The 18,047-nt window shown below is 41.6% G+C and carries 21 protein-coding genes; 20 read left to right on the forward strand and 1 reads right to left on the reverse strand.

Annotation, left to right across the window (positions count from 1 at the left end):
• Positions 1-2: 2 nt before the first annotated feature.
• The 5 genes from RCJ95_RS12085 (at position 3) to RCJ95_RS12105 (ending at position 4,307) form a co-directional block, all read left to right on the forward strand.
• Positions 3-758 carry an ABC transporter ATP-binding protein gene (locus tag RCJ95_RS12085; protein WP_221683152.1) on the forward strand — a complete coding sequence of 252 codons (756 nt, stop codon included), beginning with the start codon at positions 3-5 and terminating at the stop codon, positions 756-758.
• Positions 759-862: 104 nt separating this feature from the next.
• A complete protein-coding gene (locus RCJ95_RS12090; RefSeq protein WP_004229035.1) occupies positions 863-1,381 on the forward strand; it encodes a sigma-70 family RNA polymerase sigma factor in 519 nt (172 codons plus the stop codon).
• The gene (locus RCJ95_RS12095; RefSeq protein ID WP_446722354.1) at positions 1,368-2,030 is read left to right on the forward strand and encodes a TIGR04104 family putative zinc finger protein; all 663 of its coding nucleotides are present in this window, start codon (positions 1,368-1,370) and stop codon (positions 2,028-2,030) included. The genes RCJ95_RS12090 and RCJ95_RS12095 overlap by 14 nt, the downstream gene beginning before the upstream one ends.
• Positions 2,031-2,171: 141 nt before the next feature.
• Complete coding sequence (locus RCJ95_RS12100) at positions 2,172-2,723, forward strand: biotin transporter BioY (protein ID WP_004229030.1); 552 nt, start codon at positions 2,172-2,174, stop codon at positions 2,721-2,723.
• Positions 2,724-2,741: 18 nt separating this feature from the next.
• The gene (locus RCJ95_RS12105) at positions 2,742-4,307 is read left to right on the forward strand and encodes an amidohydrolase (protein WP_312129923.1); all 1,566 of its coding nucleotides are present in this window, start codon (positions 2,742-2,744) and stop codon (positions 4,305-4,307) included.
• A gap of 34 nt (positions 4,308-4,341) precedes the next feature.
• Here RCJ95_RS12105 and RCJ95_RS12110 read toward each other — a convergent pair whose 3' ends face one another.
• Positions 4,342-4,551 (reverse strand): hypothetical protein, encoded by a 210-nt coding sequence (locus RCJ95_RS12110; RefSeq protein ID WP_004229027.1) that lies wholly within the window; start codon positions 4,549-4,551, stop codon positions 4,342-4,344.
• A 212-nt stretch (positions 4,552-4,763) separates the two neighbouring features.
• Here RCJ95_RS12110 and RCJ95_RS12115 point away from each other — a divergent pair, with 212 nt between their 5' ends.
• The 15 genes from RCJ95_RS12115 to RCJ95_RS12185 all read left to right on the forward strand — a co-directional run bounded on the left by RCJ95_RS12115 (position 4,764) and on the right by RCJ95_RS12185 (position 18,036).
• Positions 4,764-6,533 carry a glycerophosphoryl diester phosphodiesterase membrane domain-containing protein gene (locus tag RCJ95_RS12115; protein ID WP_446722355.1) on the forward strand — a complete coding sequence of 590 codons (1,770 nt, stop codon included), beginning with the start codon at positions 4,764-4,766 and terminating at the stop codon, positions 6,531-6,533.
• 162 nt (positions 6,534-6,695) lie between these two features.
• Complete coding sequence (locus RCJ95_RS12120) at positions 6,696-7,646, forward strand: stalk domain-containing protein (RefSeq protein ID WP_446722356.1); 951 nt, start codon at positions 6,696-6,698, stop codon at positions 7,644-7,646.
• A 317-nt stretch (positions 7,647-7,963) separates the two neighbouring features.
• The gene (locus tag RCJ95_RS12125) at positions 7,964-8,755 is read left to right on the forward strand and encodes a DeoR/GlpR family DNA-binding transcription regulator (protein WP_004229022.1); all 792 of its coding nucleotides are present in this window, start codon (positions 7,964-7,966) and stop codon (positions 8,753-8,755) included.
• A gap of 13 nt (positions 8,756-8,768) precedes the next feature.
• The gene (locus RCJ95_RS12130; protein ID WP_202341857.1) at positions 8,769-10,034 is read left to right on the forward strand and encodes a class-III pyridoxal-phosphate-dependent aminotransferase; all 1,266 of its coding nucleotides are present in this window, start codon (positions 8,769-8,771) and stop codon (positions 10,032-10,034) included.
• Positions 10,035-10,077: 43 nt separating this feature from the next.
• Positions 10,078-11,097 carry a phosphotransferase enzyme family protein gene (locus RCJ95_RS12135; RefSeq protein ID WP_274772746.1) on the forward strand — a complete coding sequence of 340 codons (1,020 nt, stop codon included), beginning with the start codon at positions 10,078-10,080 and terminating at the stop codon, positions 11,095-11,097.
• Positions 11,098-11,122: 25 nt separating this feature from the next.
• Entirely contained in the window at positions 11,123-12,529 is a 1,407-nt protein-coding gene (gene eat / locus RCJ95_RS12140; protein WP_221683159.1) for an ethanolamine permease, read from the forward strand.
• A gap of 20 nt (positions 12,530-12,549) precedes the next feature.
• Positions 12,550-13,293 carry an HAD-IA family hydrolase gene (locus RCJ95_RS12145; protein ID WP_221683160.1) on the forward strand — a complete coding sequence of 248 codons (744 nt, stop codon included), beginning with the start codon at positions 12,550-12,552 and terminating at the stop codon, positions 13,291-13,293.
• A 4-nt stretch (positions 13,294-13,297) separates the two neighbouring features.
• A complete protein-coding gene (locus RCJ95_RS12150) occupies positions 13,298-13,588 on the forward strand; it encodes a hypothetical protein (RefSeq protein ID WP_221683161.1) in 291 nt (96 codons plus the stop codon).
• Positions 13,589-13,603: 15 nt separating this feature from the next.
• A complete protein-coding gene (locus RCJ95_RS12155) occupies positions 13,604-15,085 on the forward strand; it encodes an aldehyde dehydrogenase family protein (RefSeq protein ID WP_446722357.1) in 1,482 nt (493 codons plus the stop codon).
• Between the two features lie 14 nt (positions 15,086-15,099).
• Positions 15,100-15,381, forward strand: a complete 282-nt coding sequence (locus RCJ95_RS12160) for a BMC domain-containing protein (protein WP_004229005.1) — start codon at positions 15,100-15,102, stop codon at positions 15,379-15,381.
• Between the two features lie 16 nt (positions 15,382-15,397).
• Positions 15,398-16,012, forward strand: coding sequence for a phosphate propanoyltransferase (gene pduL / locus RCJ95_RS12165; RefSeq protein WP_221683163.1), 615 nt, complete (start codon positions 15,398-15,400; stop codon positions 16,010-16,012).
• Positions 16,013-16,017: 5 nt separating this feature from the next.
• On the forward strand, positions 16,018-16,638 hold the full coding sequence (locus RCJ95_RS12170) for a hypothetical protein (protein WP_221683164.1): 621 nt from the start codon (positions 16,018-16,020) through the stop codon (positions 16,636-16,638).
• Between the two features lie 15 nt (positions 16,639-16,653).
• Positions 16,654-16,944: a BMC domain-containing protein gene (locus RCJ95_RS12175; RefSeq protein ID WP_048390435.1), complete on the forward strand. Its 291-nt coding sequence runs from the start codon at positions 16,654-16,656 to the stop codon at positions 16,942-16,944.
• Between the two features lie 30 nt (positions 16,945-16,974).
• A complete protein-coding gene (gene fabG / locus RCJ95_RS12180) occupies positions 16,975-17,745 on the forward strand; it encodes a 3-oxoacyl-ACP reductase FabG (RefSeq protein ID WP_221683165.1) in 771 nt (256 codons plus the stop codon).
• Positions 17,746-17,763: 18 nt separating this feature from the next.
• Positions 17,764-18,036 carry a BMC domain-containing protein gene (locus RCJ95_RS12185; protein WP_221683166.1) on the forward strand — a complete coding sequence of 91 codons (273 nt, stop codon included), beginning with the start codon at positions 17,764-17,766 and terminating at the stop codon, positions 18,034-18,036.
• The last annotated feature ends 11 nt before the right edge of the window (positions 18,037-18,047 follow it).

The following is an 18,047-nucleotide window of genomic DNA, read 5'->3' on the forward strand; positions in this document are numbered from 1 at the left end:
CTATGAATATAGTAAGTGGTGAGCAAATAGCAAAGACGTTTCAGGTAGGCAAAGAACAGCATCCCGTTTTACTGGATGTATCAGTTGCAATCAATCAAGGAGAGTTTATCTCCATTATGGGCCCATCAGGCTGTGGTAAATCGACATTGTTGTATGCCCTTAGCGGGATGGACAGTATTGATCAAGGTCAGGTCATCTTTGATGGAATGGATTTAACGACATTAAGTGACAAAGAACTGGCTGATTTGCGTAGAACGAAAATGGGCTTTGTCTTTCAGCAGCCGACCTTTCTAAAAAGCTTAAATATCCTTGATAATATCCTGTTACCTGCGATGCGTGATGAGCGAAAAAATGTGAGGGCCTTGACAGAAAGGGCACTACAGATTATGAACAAAATGGGGATTGCAGACTTGGCAAAGCGAGATATTACACAGGTTTCTGGTGGGCAGCTTCAACGGGCAGGCATTTGCCGCGCCTTGATTAGCAACCCGCAAGTGATCTTTGGAGATGAACCCACAGGCGCATTGAATTCAACGTCTGCTCAGGAAATCATGGATTTATTAGCCTCCATCAATAGTGAAGGTACAACGGTGATGCTTGTGACCCATGACCCAAAAATTGCCGCAAGAACAGAGCGTATCCTTTTTATGTCTGATGGCGCTATCGTGAATGAACTGAGATTGCCTCGATTCACAGGCGCCGATTTAGACGATCGAATGGTCAAAGTTGTCTCTTCTATGCAAAAAATAGGTATTTAGCTTGAAGAAATCCGTAATGATTTAAAAATTACGGATTTTTTTTTGATAAAATGAATCGCATTCGTTATGGCGTCCGTCAGTAGTGTAGGAAGTAGGTGAGGGCAATGATGGCTATTGAACAGATAATCGAGGAGCACGGTGATTACTTACTTAAGGTCGCCTATCTCTATGTGAAAAATAAGGCAACGGCGGAGGACATCGTGCAGGATGTGTTCATCGCCTTTTATCAAAAGCAGGGACAGTTTCGTCAGGAAGCATCCTTACGTACATATCTAGTGAAAATGACGGTTAATCGAAGTCACGATTATTTACGAAGTTGGAAAAGTAAACGACTGACATTGTTTGAAAAGATCACGGGACGCACAACGGCTATGACACCTGAAAAGGAGATGCTAGAAAAAACTGTAAAAAAAGAGCTGGTGGAGGCATTGTTTACATTATCAGTTGCCTATCGAGAGGTCTTGATTTTGTATTATTTTGAGGAGATGTCGACAGTGGAAATTGCACAGCTTGTACACTGTCCAGAAGCAACGATTCGCACAAGATTACAGCGAGCTCGTAAACAATTAGCAACAGCAATGGGTGACTTTGATTGGGAGGTGCTACGCCATGAATCAATTTAAAGAGGAACTATTAAAGGAGCTACAAGATGTCAAGCTCTCACAGCAGCGCAAACAAGTAATCACGGAGAAAGCACAACGAAAAGTTCAACGCAAAGCAGGTAGTCAATGGACGTATCGTATCGTATTCACAACCTTTACTATTTTTGTTATCGGTTTTAGCTATATCTTGACACAGCAGAAGGGGCAACAGAGTTCAAGCCATCAGGCGGCTAGCCTACAGTCGGATACTTGGCATTGGTGGTCACTTTTTGCTTCGGATTATGTAAGAGGCTTTATTTTATTGAGCATTTTTATAGGGGCGACCATTATTGTCAAACGCTATCTATTGAAAAAGGGATATGGTTTACCTGTTTGTATTGAATGTGGGGAGAGTTGGTCTGAGAAGGATGCACGTAAATTATATCGCAAAAATAGTGAAATTGTGTGCCCTCATTGTGGACAAAAACAATACCGCACAAAAAAATCCATGCAAATCAGTGGTGTAATGACGATGCCAGTGCCGTTGCTGATTATGTTGCAGCATGTTTTCCATCATTTTGTTATTGGTCTCATTTTCTTTTTAGTGGGCATGTTCTTTTACCATTATCAAATTGCGCCATATGTGTTTAAGCTACAAGAGAAAGATCCGATGAATGAACCTTTATGGTAATGATTTCGGCAGGAAATTGCTAGGCTAATCTAGCAATTTCTTTTTTTATTCTAAAATAGATTGACAATGGTTTTCATTTGCTTTATCTTTGTGTTAACTTATTTTTATTATTAGTTAACGCACAAGGGGAGGCTTTTTACATTGAAAAAAGGAAGTACATATCAATATGTGTTAGCAGCATTTGGGGCAGCAATAATCGCAGTTTTAGCACAGGTAACAATCCCACTACCACTTATCCCGATTACAGGTCAAACGTTAGCAGTTGGCATCATCGTGACAATTTTAGGGACAAGATTAGGCACGTTATCTGTTCTATTATATATTTTACTAGGGGCAGCAGGTTTACCTGTATTTAGCGGTATGTCAGGTGGACTTGGGATTTTAGTTGGTCCAACAGGTGGATATATTGTAGGCTTCCTTGCCACAGCTATTATTATGGGCTTATACTTAGATAAATTTGGTATTACATTTACTCAAGCTATTATTGCGAATATCATTGGGATGATTGTTACATTAGCGTTTGGGACAGTGTGGTTAAAAATTGTAGCAGATTATACATGGACAGCTGCCTTTATGGGTGGTGTTGCACCATTTATCGTGGTAGGTATTGTCAAAGCGGTACTTGCAGCATGGATTGGTGTAATTGTTCGTCGTCGCTTAGAAAGAGCGCACTTAATTGAAGCAATAGCATAGGACATGGGAGGAATTGTTTTGGCAACATTATGGACAGGTGGTAAGATTTACACGATGGCTCAGGTTGGTGAAACAGTGGATGCAGTCCTTGTTGAAGATGGAAAAATTGTGGCGACAGGCTCAGTGGAGAGCTTGTCGCCACTAGCTGCTTCTATCCAACATTTAGAGGGCAATATCATGTATCCAGGCTTTGTCGACAGTCATTTACATATTATTGGCTACGGGGAAAAGCTCAAGCATCTTGATGTATCGGCAGTTACGAGTAAAGAGGCGTTGCTTGTGAAACTTCAGGAGCAAATGGCTGAGGCGTCAGCACATGAATGGGTCATTGCGATTGGACTAAACGAAAACCAATTTGAAGAGCCCATTTTCCCGACCTTAGCGGAGCTAGATGCCCTTGGAGATGCTCATTTAATCATTAAACGGAGCTGTCATCATTTGATCCTAGCCAATTCCAAGGCACTCGCTTTTGCAGGAATTACAAATAAGACTCCTTCGCCAGAGGGGGGTGTCATTGACAAAGTAGATGGTCAGCTCACAGGGATACTAAAGGATGCAGCATTGTATTTAATTGTTAACCAGATGCCACATATTACACCTGCGTATATTGAGGATGCACTGATAAAGGCGGTGACCTCATTGCAATCCTATGGTTTAGTAGGGGGACATTCAGAGGATTTAAGCTATTATGGACCGCCAGGCCAGCCGATTCAGGCTTATCGCAAAATAGTAGAGGCACAGCAATCCTTTAAGGTGCATTTATTACAGCATCATACAGTCTTTGAAGATGTTGCGAAGATGGATTTAGCTTCCTCACCATTTTTGGAGTTTGGTGCGATGAAAATTTTTATTGATGGAGCCTTTGGAGGTCGTACGGCTGCACTACGTCAGCCTTACTGTGATGATTCGTACAATGCAGGGATGCTTATTCATACAACTGAGCAATTAACAAGCTATGTTCAGCTGGCACGTCAATATGGACAAACCGTTGCCGTGCATGCCATTGGCGATTTAGCAATAGACACGATTTTAGACGTTTTTGCGGCATATCCTCCTCAGGAAGGTCAGCTTGATCGCGTGATTCACTGTAGCTTAGTCGATGAGGAACTATTAGCCAAGCTAGCTGCATTACCAGTGGCAGTGGATATGCAGCCGCAGTTTGTACAGGGAGAATACCAAGCAGAGCTATCGAGACTTGGGGAGGAGCGCGCACAGGGCTTACATCCTTTAAAGTCGCTTCTTGACACAGGGCTGATTGTCGCAGGCGGCAGTGATGCTCCGATTGAAGTGCCAAACCCGTTGTATGGTATATATGCGGCTGTCACTAGAAGAAATTTTGGGGAGACACATGATGGCTATAACCCTCATGAGAAAATTTCCCGATTTGAGGCAGTCCGTTTGTACACAGTAGGGGCGGCTGAAATAATTGGACAGCAATTTATGCGTGGCAAAATTGCAGAAGGCTTTGCAGCAGACTTTACGATTTTACAAGAGGACGTTTTTACAGTAGAGATGGAGCAGCTTCCACACATTCAAGTCGCATGCACGGTTGTGAATGGTCAGATAGTATATGAAAATCGCTGAGAAGGTTATCCTTCACAGCGATTTTTTTATGGGACTATTGTTTGTCAGCTAGTTGTTTTACTTGTTGTTCTAAGGTCGACACACGTTTTGATAAGTCCTCTACTTGCTGTTGCATGGTTGGTGGAGGAGACACAGGGGCAGTGGATTTCATTTTTTTGATCATATGGATCATCACGAAAAAGATTGCTAGAAACATACATAAAAGAACGGTTGTACTAATGATATCACCAAGGTTGAATTTCATGTTTGCGCTCCTTTCTGTAGTGGGTATCTAGTTATATACAGGGTGACATGCTAAAAAGTTTCAAAAAAATGGTGAATGTCACGATTAATACAAAAATTGACGCCTACTTTGGTGTAGAGGAGTGCTATTTTATTGGCTTTGAGGAATGGGCCATAGCAGTCAAAACATACGTTAGTAGTGAGCGATTTTAACAGCATGATAGGGGTGAGTATGTGCACAAGGCAGGACAAGTAATGCGACAGGCTGTCCATAATATTTATGTTTATCGATTCGATTATGTACAGGTTTTCGCATTAATTAGAATCTTTCAGTTTTTATTAATGATCCCTGTAACCTCTATCGTCTTGAAGCTCATGCTACGAGTAACTGGGTTTACACATATCACTGAGCAAAATTGGCAAAGCTTTATGACGCATCCCTTTGTGATGATAATGATTTGTCTATTAATTTTGCTGTTTTTATTATTTGTATATTATGAGATGGGCTTTCTATTTCTCATGGCCTTTCATCAGCAACGAGGACTTCGCTACCGATTTCTTCCTTTATGGCAACAATTAAATCGCAAGGTTGTTTATTTTTTTAGTGTGCAAGTTTTATTTCTCATCGTCTATCTAGCGCTATTAATGCCACTAGCTTCCTTTATGCTACCCCTTACATTGACTCAATCCATCTCCCTACCACCTTTTCTAACTGAAGAAATCATGAGTAGTCGAGCGGGTAGGCTAGCATATGCTGTGGTGGCAAGCATCATTGTGATGATAGGCATTCGAAGTATCTTAACGTTACCTATCTTTACAATCCAGCCGAACATCTCAATTTTGCGTTCTTTTAAGCAAAGCTGGCGATTTTCCAAGCGTGGATTATTTGAACTAGTCGTGCTACTAGCTATGCTTTTAACAGGTCATCTGTTGATGATGCTTGGTATAACAGTGGTCGCTACGTTTCCACTCTATTTAATTGAACGTTTAATGCCAAGTGCAGCCTTGATTACGGCTGGGCTGACACTAGCCTTTTTAGAAATGGTCTTTGTGGTGCTATTTAGTTTATTACAGGCGATGTTTTCACAAGTTATGGTCGCCATCACGTATAATACGCCAGTGATGGGTAAAATCAGCGCTACTACACATCGGAAGCGGCGCTATAAGCCATTGCTGTTGATCAGTGGCATTGTGTTTCTCGTATTAAGTATGATGAATATCAATTCCTTAGAGAAAAGTGTCTATGCACCAGATACCAAAATTATTGCCCACCGCGGCTATGTAGCAGGTAATGTAGAAAATACAATTAGTGGATTGGTGAGTGCAGCCAATGCGGGGGCAGATTTAATTGAAATCGACATTCAACAAACTGTGGATGGGGAATTCGTTGTCTTCCATGATCGAACATTACGAAGGTTAGCAGGTAAAAATGGTGTCATTGCGAATATGACCCTGAGCGAACTAAAAACGTTAACCATTCATCAAAATGGCTTTAGCGATAAAATTGCTTCATTAGATGATTGTATTGAAATTGCCAAAGCGTTAGATGTGGCGCTACTAATCGAATTAAAGGTGCATGGTCAGGAAACGGAAGATGTTTTACCTAAATTAGTAGAGAAGCTACGAAAATACAAGGTGCTAGATTCCTACTATGTGCAATCCGCCGATGGACAAAAAATGACGCAATTAAAAAAATTGGTGCCGAATTTGCGCGTCGGTATTGTTTATGCACTCAATATTGGACCAATGGAGGAAAATGTTGATTTTATCGCACTGGAGGAATCCTGGGTAACGGAGCAGCTTATCGAAGAATTGAAGCAACATCCGACCGATTTATTTGTTTGGACACTCAATGACGATCGCTCCCTGCAAACCTTCATCGAAAAAAATGTCAGCGGCGTCATCACCGACCATCCTGACGTCGCCCGCGAGCTAAGAACTCAGCAAAGCGAAAACCAATATTTCTTACAACGCATCCTGAATCGGCTGAGATTTATCTTTTGATGGGGGTAGAATAAAATCGCGAAGAAGCGAATATCCGCGGAGAGAAGGTAGATACCCGCGAAAGCAAAGCTCTAGCCATAAAAATGGAGACAGTTTGTAACCTTTTTCTTGTGTATACGACTACTTTATTGAATTCGGGAAAATGAAGGAGATGCTTTTTGTATGAAAATGACGAAGGTCGTACCATTTGCTATGTCAGCATTATTATTAGGGGGCGCGATTGGAGCTCCAACTGCATCAGCGAACGAAGGGGAACCTACTGTGATTAACGCAGAAACTTCAGTGCAACAAGTGCAGCCTATTTTTATTAAAGTGACAGGTACTGTTGAAAACGTAGAAGTACGTGAAAATGCCACATACTATACAGTGGTGGATGGTGACAATACAAATATTGTGATTGCCAATAAAGACTCATTAGTTTTCGACAATATGGGAAAAGAAGCCAAGCTTCAAAAAGGAAATAAGGTCTCAGCTTACTCTTATGCCAAGAAGCCGATGCTTGCGATTTATCCACCACAATACAACCCAGAAGTAATCATTGTAGAAACAGAAGAAATGGGTAGCGTGGAAGTGGATTTCTTCAATAAAGATTTAGTGGATACTGAAAATAACCTTAAGTTAAATGTTGGGGAAGACACGAAGCTAGCAAGTGCTACTGGTAAAGATCTGAAAGTGGACGATTTAAAAGAGCAGCATTTAGTGGTGTTCTACACAATCGCAACAATGAGCATCCCTGCTCAAACACCGCCATCAAAAGTGATCGTATTAGATACGATTGAGAAGGAAGAACCTGTTGAAGTGGATCCAGTTCCAACACCAGAACCAGCTCCAGTTGATTCAGCGGTTCAAGAAATTATCAATAAAGACTTTTACGAAGTAGATGGGACTAAAATGGTGCCGCTACGCTTAATCGCTGAAAAGCTAGGCTTTAAGGTGGAAGTAACGCCAAAAGGTGCCATTGTTTCAAAAGGAGCCCTTTCGTATACAATTACGCGAGGTCAAAAAGAATATGGTTATAATAAAGCGCTTCGCCAATTTAAAGTAGCCCCTGCTTTATTAGAATCCGGCAAAACATATGTACCTGTTGAATTTGTTGAAGAATTAACAAAATAATCTCGTCATCCCCCTTTATGGTTTCTACCATGAAGGGGGATTTTTTATGAGAAAAAATAGTTGTAGAAAAATATTTTGAAAAAGGTTTAGAGAGCATTATGAGACAACTGAAATTGGTTTTTTGTGGAGTATTCATTTTACACTTATGAGAAATAAGTGGCTTTAGAGAGAAAAAATCATACGTAAAATAAAATTCTGAGTATTGACAATTATCGAACTATTATTTAAAATTCAAAACAAATCCACATAAATGCAGAAATAAAGTGTTGAATTTGTGGATTTTGTTGGATTTAACTTTGTGTTTGGAGTGATGATGTATGTCTCTTTCGTTTGAGGAACGTAAAAAAGTGATTTTAGATATTTTAGATTTAGAAGGAAAAGTAAAGGTAAGTGATGCAGAGCAGCTATTAAATGTTTCAGGCGAGACTATACGTAGAGATATGGATCGATTGGAGAAAGAAGGGCTTCTACACAAAGTCTATGGGGGGGCTGTGAAGGCAAAGGAAAAGTATGAGAGGACCTTTGAACAGAAAACGTCACTTAACAATATAGAGAAGAGAAGGATTTGTAAGGCTGCTGCAAGTATTGTGGAAGACGGTGATGTTATTTTTATCGGTCATGGTACAACAGCCTATGAAATCGTTCGTTATTTAGGTGATAAGCCCAACGTCATTGTCGTCACCAATTCACTCCCAGTTTTATCATTAGCCGCAGAATGCTTTCAAGGGAAGGTGCTCTTTGCGGGAGGAGAATATGAACATCGACAAAAATTTATGGGAGGTCCATTAGCTGATTTATTTTTTAATCAACTAAAGGCAAATAAAGCTTTTGTTGCTGCAGGTGGGATTTCGTTAGCTGATGGTATTACCGACTATGATATTACGGGCGCAGCGATTTCAAAGAAATTAATAGAGCGGGCAGAAAATACGATTATTTTAGCGGACCATACGAAATTTGGTGTCTCTACATTTGCGCATATTTGTCATTTAGAGGACGTTTCGATGGTGATTACAGATCAAAAGAGCTCCACACAATGGCAGGAACGATTACAGCAGAAAAAAGTGGAGTTATTCATTGCAGGTGAAATGTTGGATGACGTCAATGTATAGGAAGGTGGAAACTATGGACTATTTTGCAAATAAACAGGCAACCTTACAAAAATCAATTGACTGGTGGAATCCAGGAAAAACGAAACAGTGGCAAATCGATGGTGTCGATGTCGTTATCGGGAAACGAGAGGGCTATTATTTTTACGATGTGGATGGCAAAAAATTAATGAATGCGCATCTCAATGGCGGAACATATAACCTTGGCCATCGTAATCCAGAAGTCATTGCTGCATTAGTGGAAGGAACCAATTATTTTGATATTGGCAATCATCATTTTCCATCTACTGCACGTGCACAGTTAGCTGAAAAATTAGCAGCCTGCACACCAGAAGGCTTAACATATTCTATTTTCTCTAGCGGTGGAAGTGAAGCAATTGATGTTGCCCTAAAGTGTGCGCGTTATGCTACAAAACGTAAGAAAACGATTTCCATTAAAAATGGATATCATGGGCACACAGGTCTTGCAGTTTCGCTTGGCAATGAACGCTATTCAAAACCGTTTTTAAGTGAGGGCAGTCCACATGAATTTGTGCACGTGCCATTCAATGATCTTGCGGCAATGGAACGTGAGCTTGCTAGAGGGGATGTAGCTAGCGTAATTATCGAGACCATCCCTGCGACATATGGGTTCCCCTTGCCCACTGCTAATTACTTGGCTGATGTCAAATCACTTTGTGAACGATACGGGACATTATATATTGCAGATGAGGTGCAAACAGGCTTAATGAGAACAGGTAAACTGTGGGGTATTGAGCACTATGGTGTGAAACCAGATATTCTGGTGACAGCAAAGGGTCTAAGTGGCGGTATTTATCCAATTGCAGCTACAGTGGTCAATGAACGAGCAGGCGGCTGGATGGAAGAAGATGGACTAGCCCATATTTCTACATTTGGTGGAGCAGAACTAGGTTGTGTAGTGGCGATGAAAGTATTAGAAATCTCCCAACGTCCTGAAGTAGTAAAGAATGTAGAATATGTTGCTCGTTATCTACGAAGTGGCTTAGAGCGTATTCAACAACAATATCCAGATTTCTTTGTGGGCATTCGTCAGCTTGGCGTTGTTATGGGCCTAGAGTTTAATCATCCTGAAGGGGCTAAATATGTGATGAGCTCCTTGTACAAACATGGGGTATGGGCTATTTATTCAATGCTGGATACACGTGTGTTGCAATTTAAGCCAGGGCTATTATGTGATAAAGCGTACTGTGATGAATTGCTTGAAAAATGTGAGGCGGGCATTAAAGAAGCAGCGCAGCTTGTAAAATTTGCACGCTATTAAAGGAAAGAAAGCTTGTCAATTTAGTAAACAGGGGGTTTTCTAGATGGGTCAAATGGATTTCATAGATTTAGAATTGGTCCTTTCCAACTTTCATCAAGCAGCAAATGATGCATTAAAGGAGTTTAGTTGTTTACTAGAAGCATCTTGTAAAATGATTGATTATTCCGAAAATGCAACGTATCTCGTAGAAGATGGGCAGGGAAAAAAATATATTCTGAGGATCAGCCGACCAAATTACCATAGAAAAGAGGAAATCGAAGCGGAGATTGCCTGGTTAAACTCGCTCCATGAGCAATCTCCTATTGATGTATCATTACCGATGCGAGCAGATGACGGTGACTACGTACATGCTCATTCGTATAATGACACGATATATTATAGCACATTATTTACATTTTTGGAGGGCACTGCTCCTGATGAGAATAATGAAGATGATTTAATTCAGCAATTTGAAACATTAGGCGAAATAACAGCCATGTTCCATAAACATACAATCGAGCAGCATGATTATTACCAAGCCTTTCAGCGCATGACATGGGATTATGATACGATTCTAGGTCAATCTCCGAAATGGGCGAGATGGCAGGATGGACTTGGAATGACCCCTGCACGAATCGCTTTATATGAGGAAGCATCACATATCATTCAAAAGAAGCTTGAGGCATTTGGGAAAGATAAAACAAGATTTGGCCTTATCCATGCGGATCTACGCTTAGCTAATTTACTCATCTATGGGGATGAAATTAAAGTGATTGATTTTGATGATTGTGGTTTTGGGTGGTTTTTATATGATTTAGCCACATCGGTGAGCTTTATTGAGCATATGCCGTATCTTGATGAGTTGATCGCTTCATGGGTTAAGGGCTACTGCAAAATTCGATTATTAACAGACGAAGAAAAAGAGATGATCCCAACTTTTATATTAATGAGAAGACTACAGCTTATTTCGTGGATTGGAAGTCGAGATAATGAGACAACGCGCTTACTTGGTGAAAATTACACGCTTCAGAGTGATGATTTAGTGAAAACCTATGTAGAAAAGTATCAAGACTGTAACAACTAAATAACGATAAAAGGTGGCGAATAACATGTCTTCCAAAAAGGATGAAATCATCGTATTAAAGAAAGCCCTTACACCCATCCATTTATGGACAATTGGCGTCGGCATTGTGATTTCTGGTAACTACTTTGGCTGGAATTTTGGTTTAAGTCAATCTGGTTTTTTAGGAATGCTCATTGCCACATTATTTATGGCGATTATGTATTTAACGATGACCTTAGGTATTTCTGAATTATCGACGATGTTACCTTATGCAGGAGGCCCTTACTCCTTTGCTCGACGGGCGATGGGTCGTTATATCGGTTTTATTACAGGGGTTGGTGTCGTGCTGCAATATGTCATTGCCGCACCAATTATTGCGATTGGTATTGGGGGTTATATTAGCTTTTTATTTCCAGCCGTACCGACAGTGGTGGCAGCTGCCTTTATGTATGCTTTGTTCATGGGTGTTCACATTATTGGTATTAAGGAATACGCCACAATCGAAATGGTGCTTGTCTTTATCGCGTTAGGGTTATTAGTATTAATGTATTTCGTTGGATTGCCGCAAATTAATGTAGGCCATTTATTCCCTGAGAGTGGTGATCTTATACCAGGTGGATTTAAAGGTATCTGGTCAGCATTGCCCTATGCGATGTGGCTATTCCTAGCAATCGAGATGTTGCCTATGTTATCGGAGGAGACGAGAGATGTACAGAAGGACATGCCAAAGGGGTTAATTTCAGGTATGGTGACCTTGCTGATTTTATCCATTTTGACAACAACTGTTGCCATTGGGCTAGCTGGCATCGATGTTATGACGGTTGCTGAAGATCCATTGCCAGCAGCGATTGCCGCTGTGTTTGGAAATACGTATTGGTTGGCGCAGATTTTAGCATCTGTAGGCTTAGTAGGACTAATTGCAAGCTTTTCAGGCGTGATTTTGGCCTACTCTCGTCAGGTCTATGCTTTATCACGTGCAGGCTATTTGCCAAGCATGTTATCGAAGATGCATAAAAAGCGTCAGACACCATATATGGCCATTATTTTGCCAGGCTTTATCGGGTTAGTGTTAGTCATTTTATTTAATCCAGATGATTTAATTTTAATTTCTACATTTGGGGCATTAGTATCGTATATTACGATGAATTTATCGGTGCTGATTTTGCGTAAAAAAGAACCTCATTTAGTGCGTACCTTTAAGACACCACTGTATCCCTTTACGCCTATTGTCTCACTTGTGCTAGCCGTCATTGCTATCTTTGCGAGCTTCTTTGCAAATTTGACTTTTTTCATCGTTTGTTTGGCTGTTTTTGCTGTGGCAACGGTCTATTATTGGGTGTGGGCAAGACACCATATTAATGAGGATGCACCAGAGGAACGCTTTGCGAAGGACGCTAAGGTGCAGGTAGAGGTGCAAGCACCAGTATCGCCAATAGAGGCTATACGAGAATAAATAAAGGGATGGGTTTTCCTATGACAAAAGTGGAATGGGTCATTTTTGATAAGGATGGAACAATCATTGAAATGGATTCTTTATGGATTGCCTGGGCAAAAAATTTATATGTCAATTTAACTGAAAATTCAGACTTAAAAATCTGTTTTTCCTTACAAACCTTTTTAAGAAACATAGGGGTTAACGACAATGGAGCAACGATTGACCCAACGAGTCCTCTAGCCATTGGAAGTATACAAGAAGCTGAGACGATCGTGGCATTTTTACTCTATCAGCAGGGAATCCCATGGAGCAAAGGGGTAACACTGGCGAGAGCAGCTTCCAACTTAGCCACATCACAGCAGGAAAATAGCGAGGTACAGGCATTACCTGGTATTCGTAATCTTTTAATAACCTTAAAAAATCAAGGGATGAAATTAGGAGTGATTACAGCTGATCAAACGGCACGAGCCAAATCACATTTACAACAGCTAGAGTTATTAGCTTTGTTTGAATTCGTTCTAGGCAGTGACCAAGCTACATCCAGTAAGCCCTTCCCAGACTTAGCATATGTGGCAAAGGAACAATTTCAAGTACCACTTGAGAAAGCTGTGATGATTGGCGATTCGAATGCAGATATGCTCTTTGCTAAAAATGCTGGCATGTGTTTTTCAATTGGCATTATTCCTGTAGCCACATACCCAAAGGATTATTTACCTGATGCAACCACAATCATTGAAGCGTATGACGAATCTGTTCTCACCATGCTAATCGAAAAGGAGTGAGCATATGGACAATCAGCTAATTGCCAAGATTACTGAATTGGTATTGGAAAAACTATCGCAAGGCTCTCAGCCTGAACTAGCTTCTAAAATATTAACAAATGAAGAATTACAGGAATGGCAATCATTTCGATTAATAAAAGAAAATCACCATCAGATGCAGCAATCAACTGTCCCTTCCTATGAAGCATTATCTACGCATGAATTACAGCATTGGCAAAGTCTGCACCAGCAATCATCAGGCACTGTCTCTGTAGCTAATTCGAGCGACTTAATTGCCCTAAAAAAATTTACATGACGGGAGGTTCGTCATATGGTGAGCGATCAAGATTTGGTTTCGATACAAGAGGCAAGAGACGGTATAGCAGCCGCTTCGATTGCGCAAAAAATGTATGCCAGCTTTACGCAAGAGCAGGTCGATCGAATTGTCGAGGTCATTGCCCAAGCTGCGTATAAACAGGCAGAAAATCTAGCCGTATTAGCTGTTACGGAAACAAAGATGGGCATTATTGAACATAAAAAAATAAAAAATGAACTGGCTTCTCAAGGTGTCTATGAAGCCATTCGGCATGAAAAGACAATTGGCATTATACACGAGGATAGGGTAGCAAGGCAGGTGGAAATTGCTTATCCATTCGGTGTTATTGCGGCAGTTACACCTGTCACGAACCCGACTGCTACAGCCATTTTTAAAACGCTAATTGCCTTAAAGGCGCAAAATGCCATTGTCTTTAGTCCTCATCCAACAGCAGTCAACTGCACCATTGAGGCATTGAAAATTTGTCAGCAGGCAGCCGTTCAGGCAGGAGCACCAGAGGGACTTATTCAATGGATTAGCCATCCAACATTAAAAGGAACAGAGGAACTTATGCATCATCGTGATGTACAGCTCATTTTAGCAACTGGTGGAGCAGGGCTTGTCAAAGCTGCCTACAGCTCAGGGAAACCAGCCTATGGTGTTGGCCCTGGGAATGTTCCTGTCTATATTGATCGCACAGCAAATGTGAACGAGGCAATGAAACAAATTATCGATAGTAAATCTTTTGATAATAGTACTATCTGTGCCACAGAGCAAGCTATTGTCGTGCATCAGGAGGTAAAAGCGCAGGTGATGGCTGCTTTAGCAGAAAATGGGGCCATCCTTCTTAGCGGGCAGGACAAGGAAAAATTAGCAAAGGTAATTTCACCAGTAGCTCGTACATTAAATAGCCAAATTGTTGGGAAGCCAGCAACCGTAATTGCCCAAATGGCCAATATTGATGTCCCTCGACATACACGTGTATTAGTGGCGGAGGAACAGGAGATTGGGAAGGAGTATCCATTTTCCATGGAAAAGCTTTCTCCTATCTTAGGTCTTTATACGGCTCGTTCTCAGGAAGAAGCCGTAAAGATTTGCCGTCGCTTGCTTGACGTTGGAGGAAGAGGACATAGCTTGGCTATTCATGCACAGGACGAACATTTTGTTAAGCAGTTTGCCGCTCAAATGCCCGTGTCCAGAATAGTAGTCAATACTTTAGCATCTGTTGGGGCAGCAGGCGGTACGACAAGTTTAACGCCTTCCTTTACATTGGGCTGTGGGGCCTACGGGGGAAATATTACGAGTGATAATATTTCTGCACATCATTTATTAAATAAAAAAAGAGTGGCCTATGGTGTGAAGGCACTAACGATTCCTCCCCCACGGCATCCACAAAATATACAGCCTCTACCGATGCAAGCAATTGAAGGGGTATCTGTTGACAGGCTAACCATTGAAAAGATTGTAGAGGAAGTACTCACAAAGCTAAGTAATTAGAGGGGGAAAAGGAAATGAGCGTAGAGATAAATGGAGCTTTAGGCATGATTGAAACAAGAGGCTTAATCGGATCAATTGAGGCGGCAGATGCCATGGTAAAGGCAGCAAACGTCAATATTGTAGGGAAAGTACATGTTGGTGGCGGTATTGTGACGGTGCTGGTGACAGGTGATGTCGGGGCAGTCAAGGCAGCGACGGATGCAGGCTCTGAGGCCGCACGTCGAGTAGGTGAGCTATTATCGGTACATGTTATTCCACGCCCTCATTCGGAATTATACGCAATTTTACCTAAGTGAAAAGTGAGGGAGTGTGATGAAAAACAAGCAAGTACATGCTGCTGTTGTTACGAATCAAAGTATCCCGATTGCGATTTCTGCCCGTCATTGTCATGTTAATGAGGAGGATTTCTATTATTTATTTGGTAGAGAGGCAGCGTTACAGAGCTGGAAGGATCTTTCCCAGCCAGGTCAATTTGCATCACAGCATGTCCTAACGCTAAAGGGACCCAAAGGTCAAATTGACAAGGTTCGGGTTTTAGGCCCATTTCGCACTGCAACCCAAATCGAAATCAGTCAAACGGATGCCATAAAGCTTGGCGTAACACCACCGATTCGTATGTCAGGCGACTTAGAAAAATCTGAATCGATTACATTGATTGGGCCTCATGGAACTCTCCATAAAAAGCAAGGATTGATTATTGCACAAGCACATATACACATGGATATATCCGATGCTATTGCCTTCAATGTCCAAGATAAGGAAATCGTGACGGTGGAAATCTGTGGGGATGTACGTCAACTACGATTAATGAATGTGGTCATACGCGTTTCACCAGCATTCGTTCTTGAGATGCATGTAGATACAGATGAGGCGAATGCAGCCGCTCTTCAACAGTATTCAATTGGCAAGCTTATCAAAATGGAGTGACAGGTATGGATATAAAAGAATTACAGAGAATCATCGAAGAAGTAGTCACATCGATGATGGAAAAAAAGCATAAAAGACTTTTGCTTGTCCATTCTCATACGACCATTTCTGAGAAACAGGTGGGCGTATTACAAAGCTATTGCCATGTTGAGGAGTGGCAGGCAAATGATACCATCAGTCCCACTCAGCTATTCTACGATGCTATTGTTTTTCTCGAGGTGGATCAAACATTTATCGTCAGCAGTGCCCAAGGCTTGCCTACTACACCGGCAGCCTTGTATCTGTCTGAGTTGCTGGTGAACAATCGAACAGCAATTTTAATTCCTAATGAAAAATTATCTGCTGTTGTCACAGCAAAGGAACCGAATCCTTACATGAAAATGTTGTTGCATCATATAGAGCGCCTAAAGGAGTTTGGCTGTGACATTCAGTTATTTGCACAGCTTATTCGATTTTTAAAGCAGCAAGAGGAACCTATTCGTTCGACTATAGTGGCAAACTATTTGACAGCAGAGATGCTTCAATCGTACAAGGGGCAACAGCTGACACTGCCTGCCCACACAAAACTTACAGCACTAGCACAAGAAATGATCCAGGAAAAAGGGATGACGATACAAAGATATTAGCAGGAGTGTTGTTACATGATGAAATCGATTGGTATTGTGGAGACAAGAGGACTTGCGATTTCCATACGAATCGCAGATGCTATGCTCAAAGCAGCGGATATTCGAATACTTCGACAAGAAACCATCGATTTGGCTCTAGTAACCATTGCCATTGAAGGGGACACAGCGGCCATTCAGGAAGCGATAGCCATTGGTACACAACTAGCTAAAGCAGCCAACCAATGGATTGCCTCTTCGACTATTTTAAGGCCAGATATTGCGGTGAATGGATTAGTAACAGAAATTGCGAAAAAGCCAAGTACTTAAAATGAAGAAAAGGAAAGGTGGAGGAACGAGTTGAAGGTCGATTTAACGGGGAAGGTTGTCATAGTTACTGGTGGTAGTAAAGGAATTGGGAAGGGGATTGCTACCGTATTTGCGGAACAGGGTGCTCATGTGGTGATTGCAGCAAGAGGTATTGAAGCTGCCACAGAAGTAGCAAATCAATTACAAGCGCAAGGATTCTCAGCTTCTGCTGCCACTGTTGATGTTGAAAACTATGAATCTGTTGAAAGCATGGCTACGGAGGTTGCTAGCTCCTTTGGTTCCATCGATATTTTATGTGCCAATGCTGGTATTTTTCCCTCCATGAAACTAGAGGACATGACCACTGACCATTGGGATCAGGTATTAAATGTCAATGCCAGAGGAACGATGTTTGCTGTCAAAGCTTGCGTGCCCCATTTAAAGAAAGCGAATGCTGGCAGGGTCATTATTACCTCATCGATAACGGGTCCGGTGACTGGCTATGCTGGATGGACACATTATGCCGCAAGTAAGGCAGCTCAATTAGGTTTTATGCGGACTGCGGCTCTTGAATTAGCCCCTTATAATATTACGGTCAATGCCGTGTTGCCAGGAAATATTGCAACAGAAGGCTTAGATGGTCTTGGTGAATCCTATCTACAAAAGATGGCGAAGGCGATTCCTTTTGGTAGCCTTGGTCGTGTGGAGGATATAGCGTATGCTGCATTGTTCCTAAGTAGTAAGGAGGCAGGCTTTATTACGGGTCAATCGATCATTATTGATGGTGGCCAAACATTGCCTGAAGATGCAGAGGCATTTTAAGAGAAGGAGGGATACGAGATGAATTTAGGCGCATTAGGAATGATTGAAACAAAGGGCTTAGTGGGCTCTATTGAAGCAGCCGATGCAATGGTCAAGGCTGCCAATGTGAATATTGTTGGTAAAGTCCATGTGGGTGGCGGTATTGTCACGGTACTTGTTCGCGGGGATGTAGGGGCTGTGAAAGCCGCAACAGATGCAGGAGCCGCAGCAGCACAACGTGTTGGAGAGCTATTATCTGTACATGTGATTCCACGACCACATGCAGAATTGGAAGCGATTTTAAAAGTGTAATAATGAGTGAG

It is taken from the genome of Lysinibacillus sp. BSL11, from assembly GCF_052928325.1.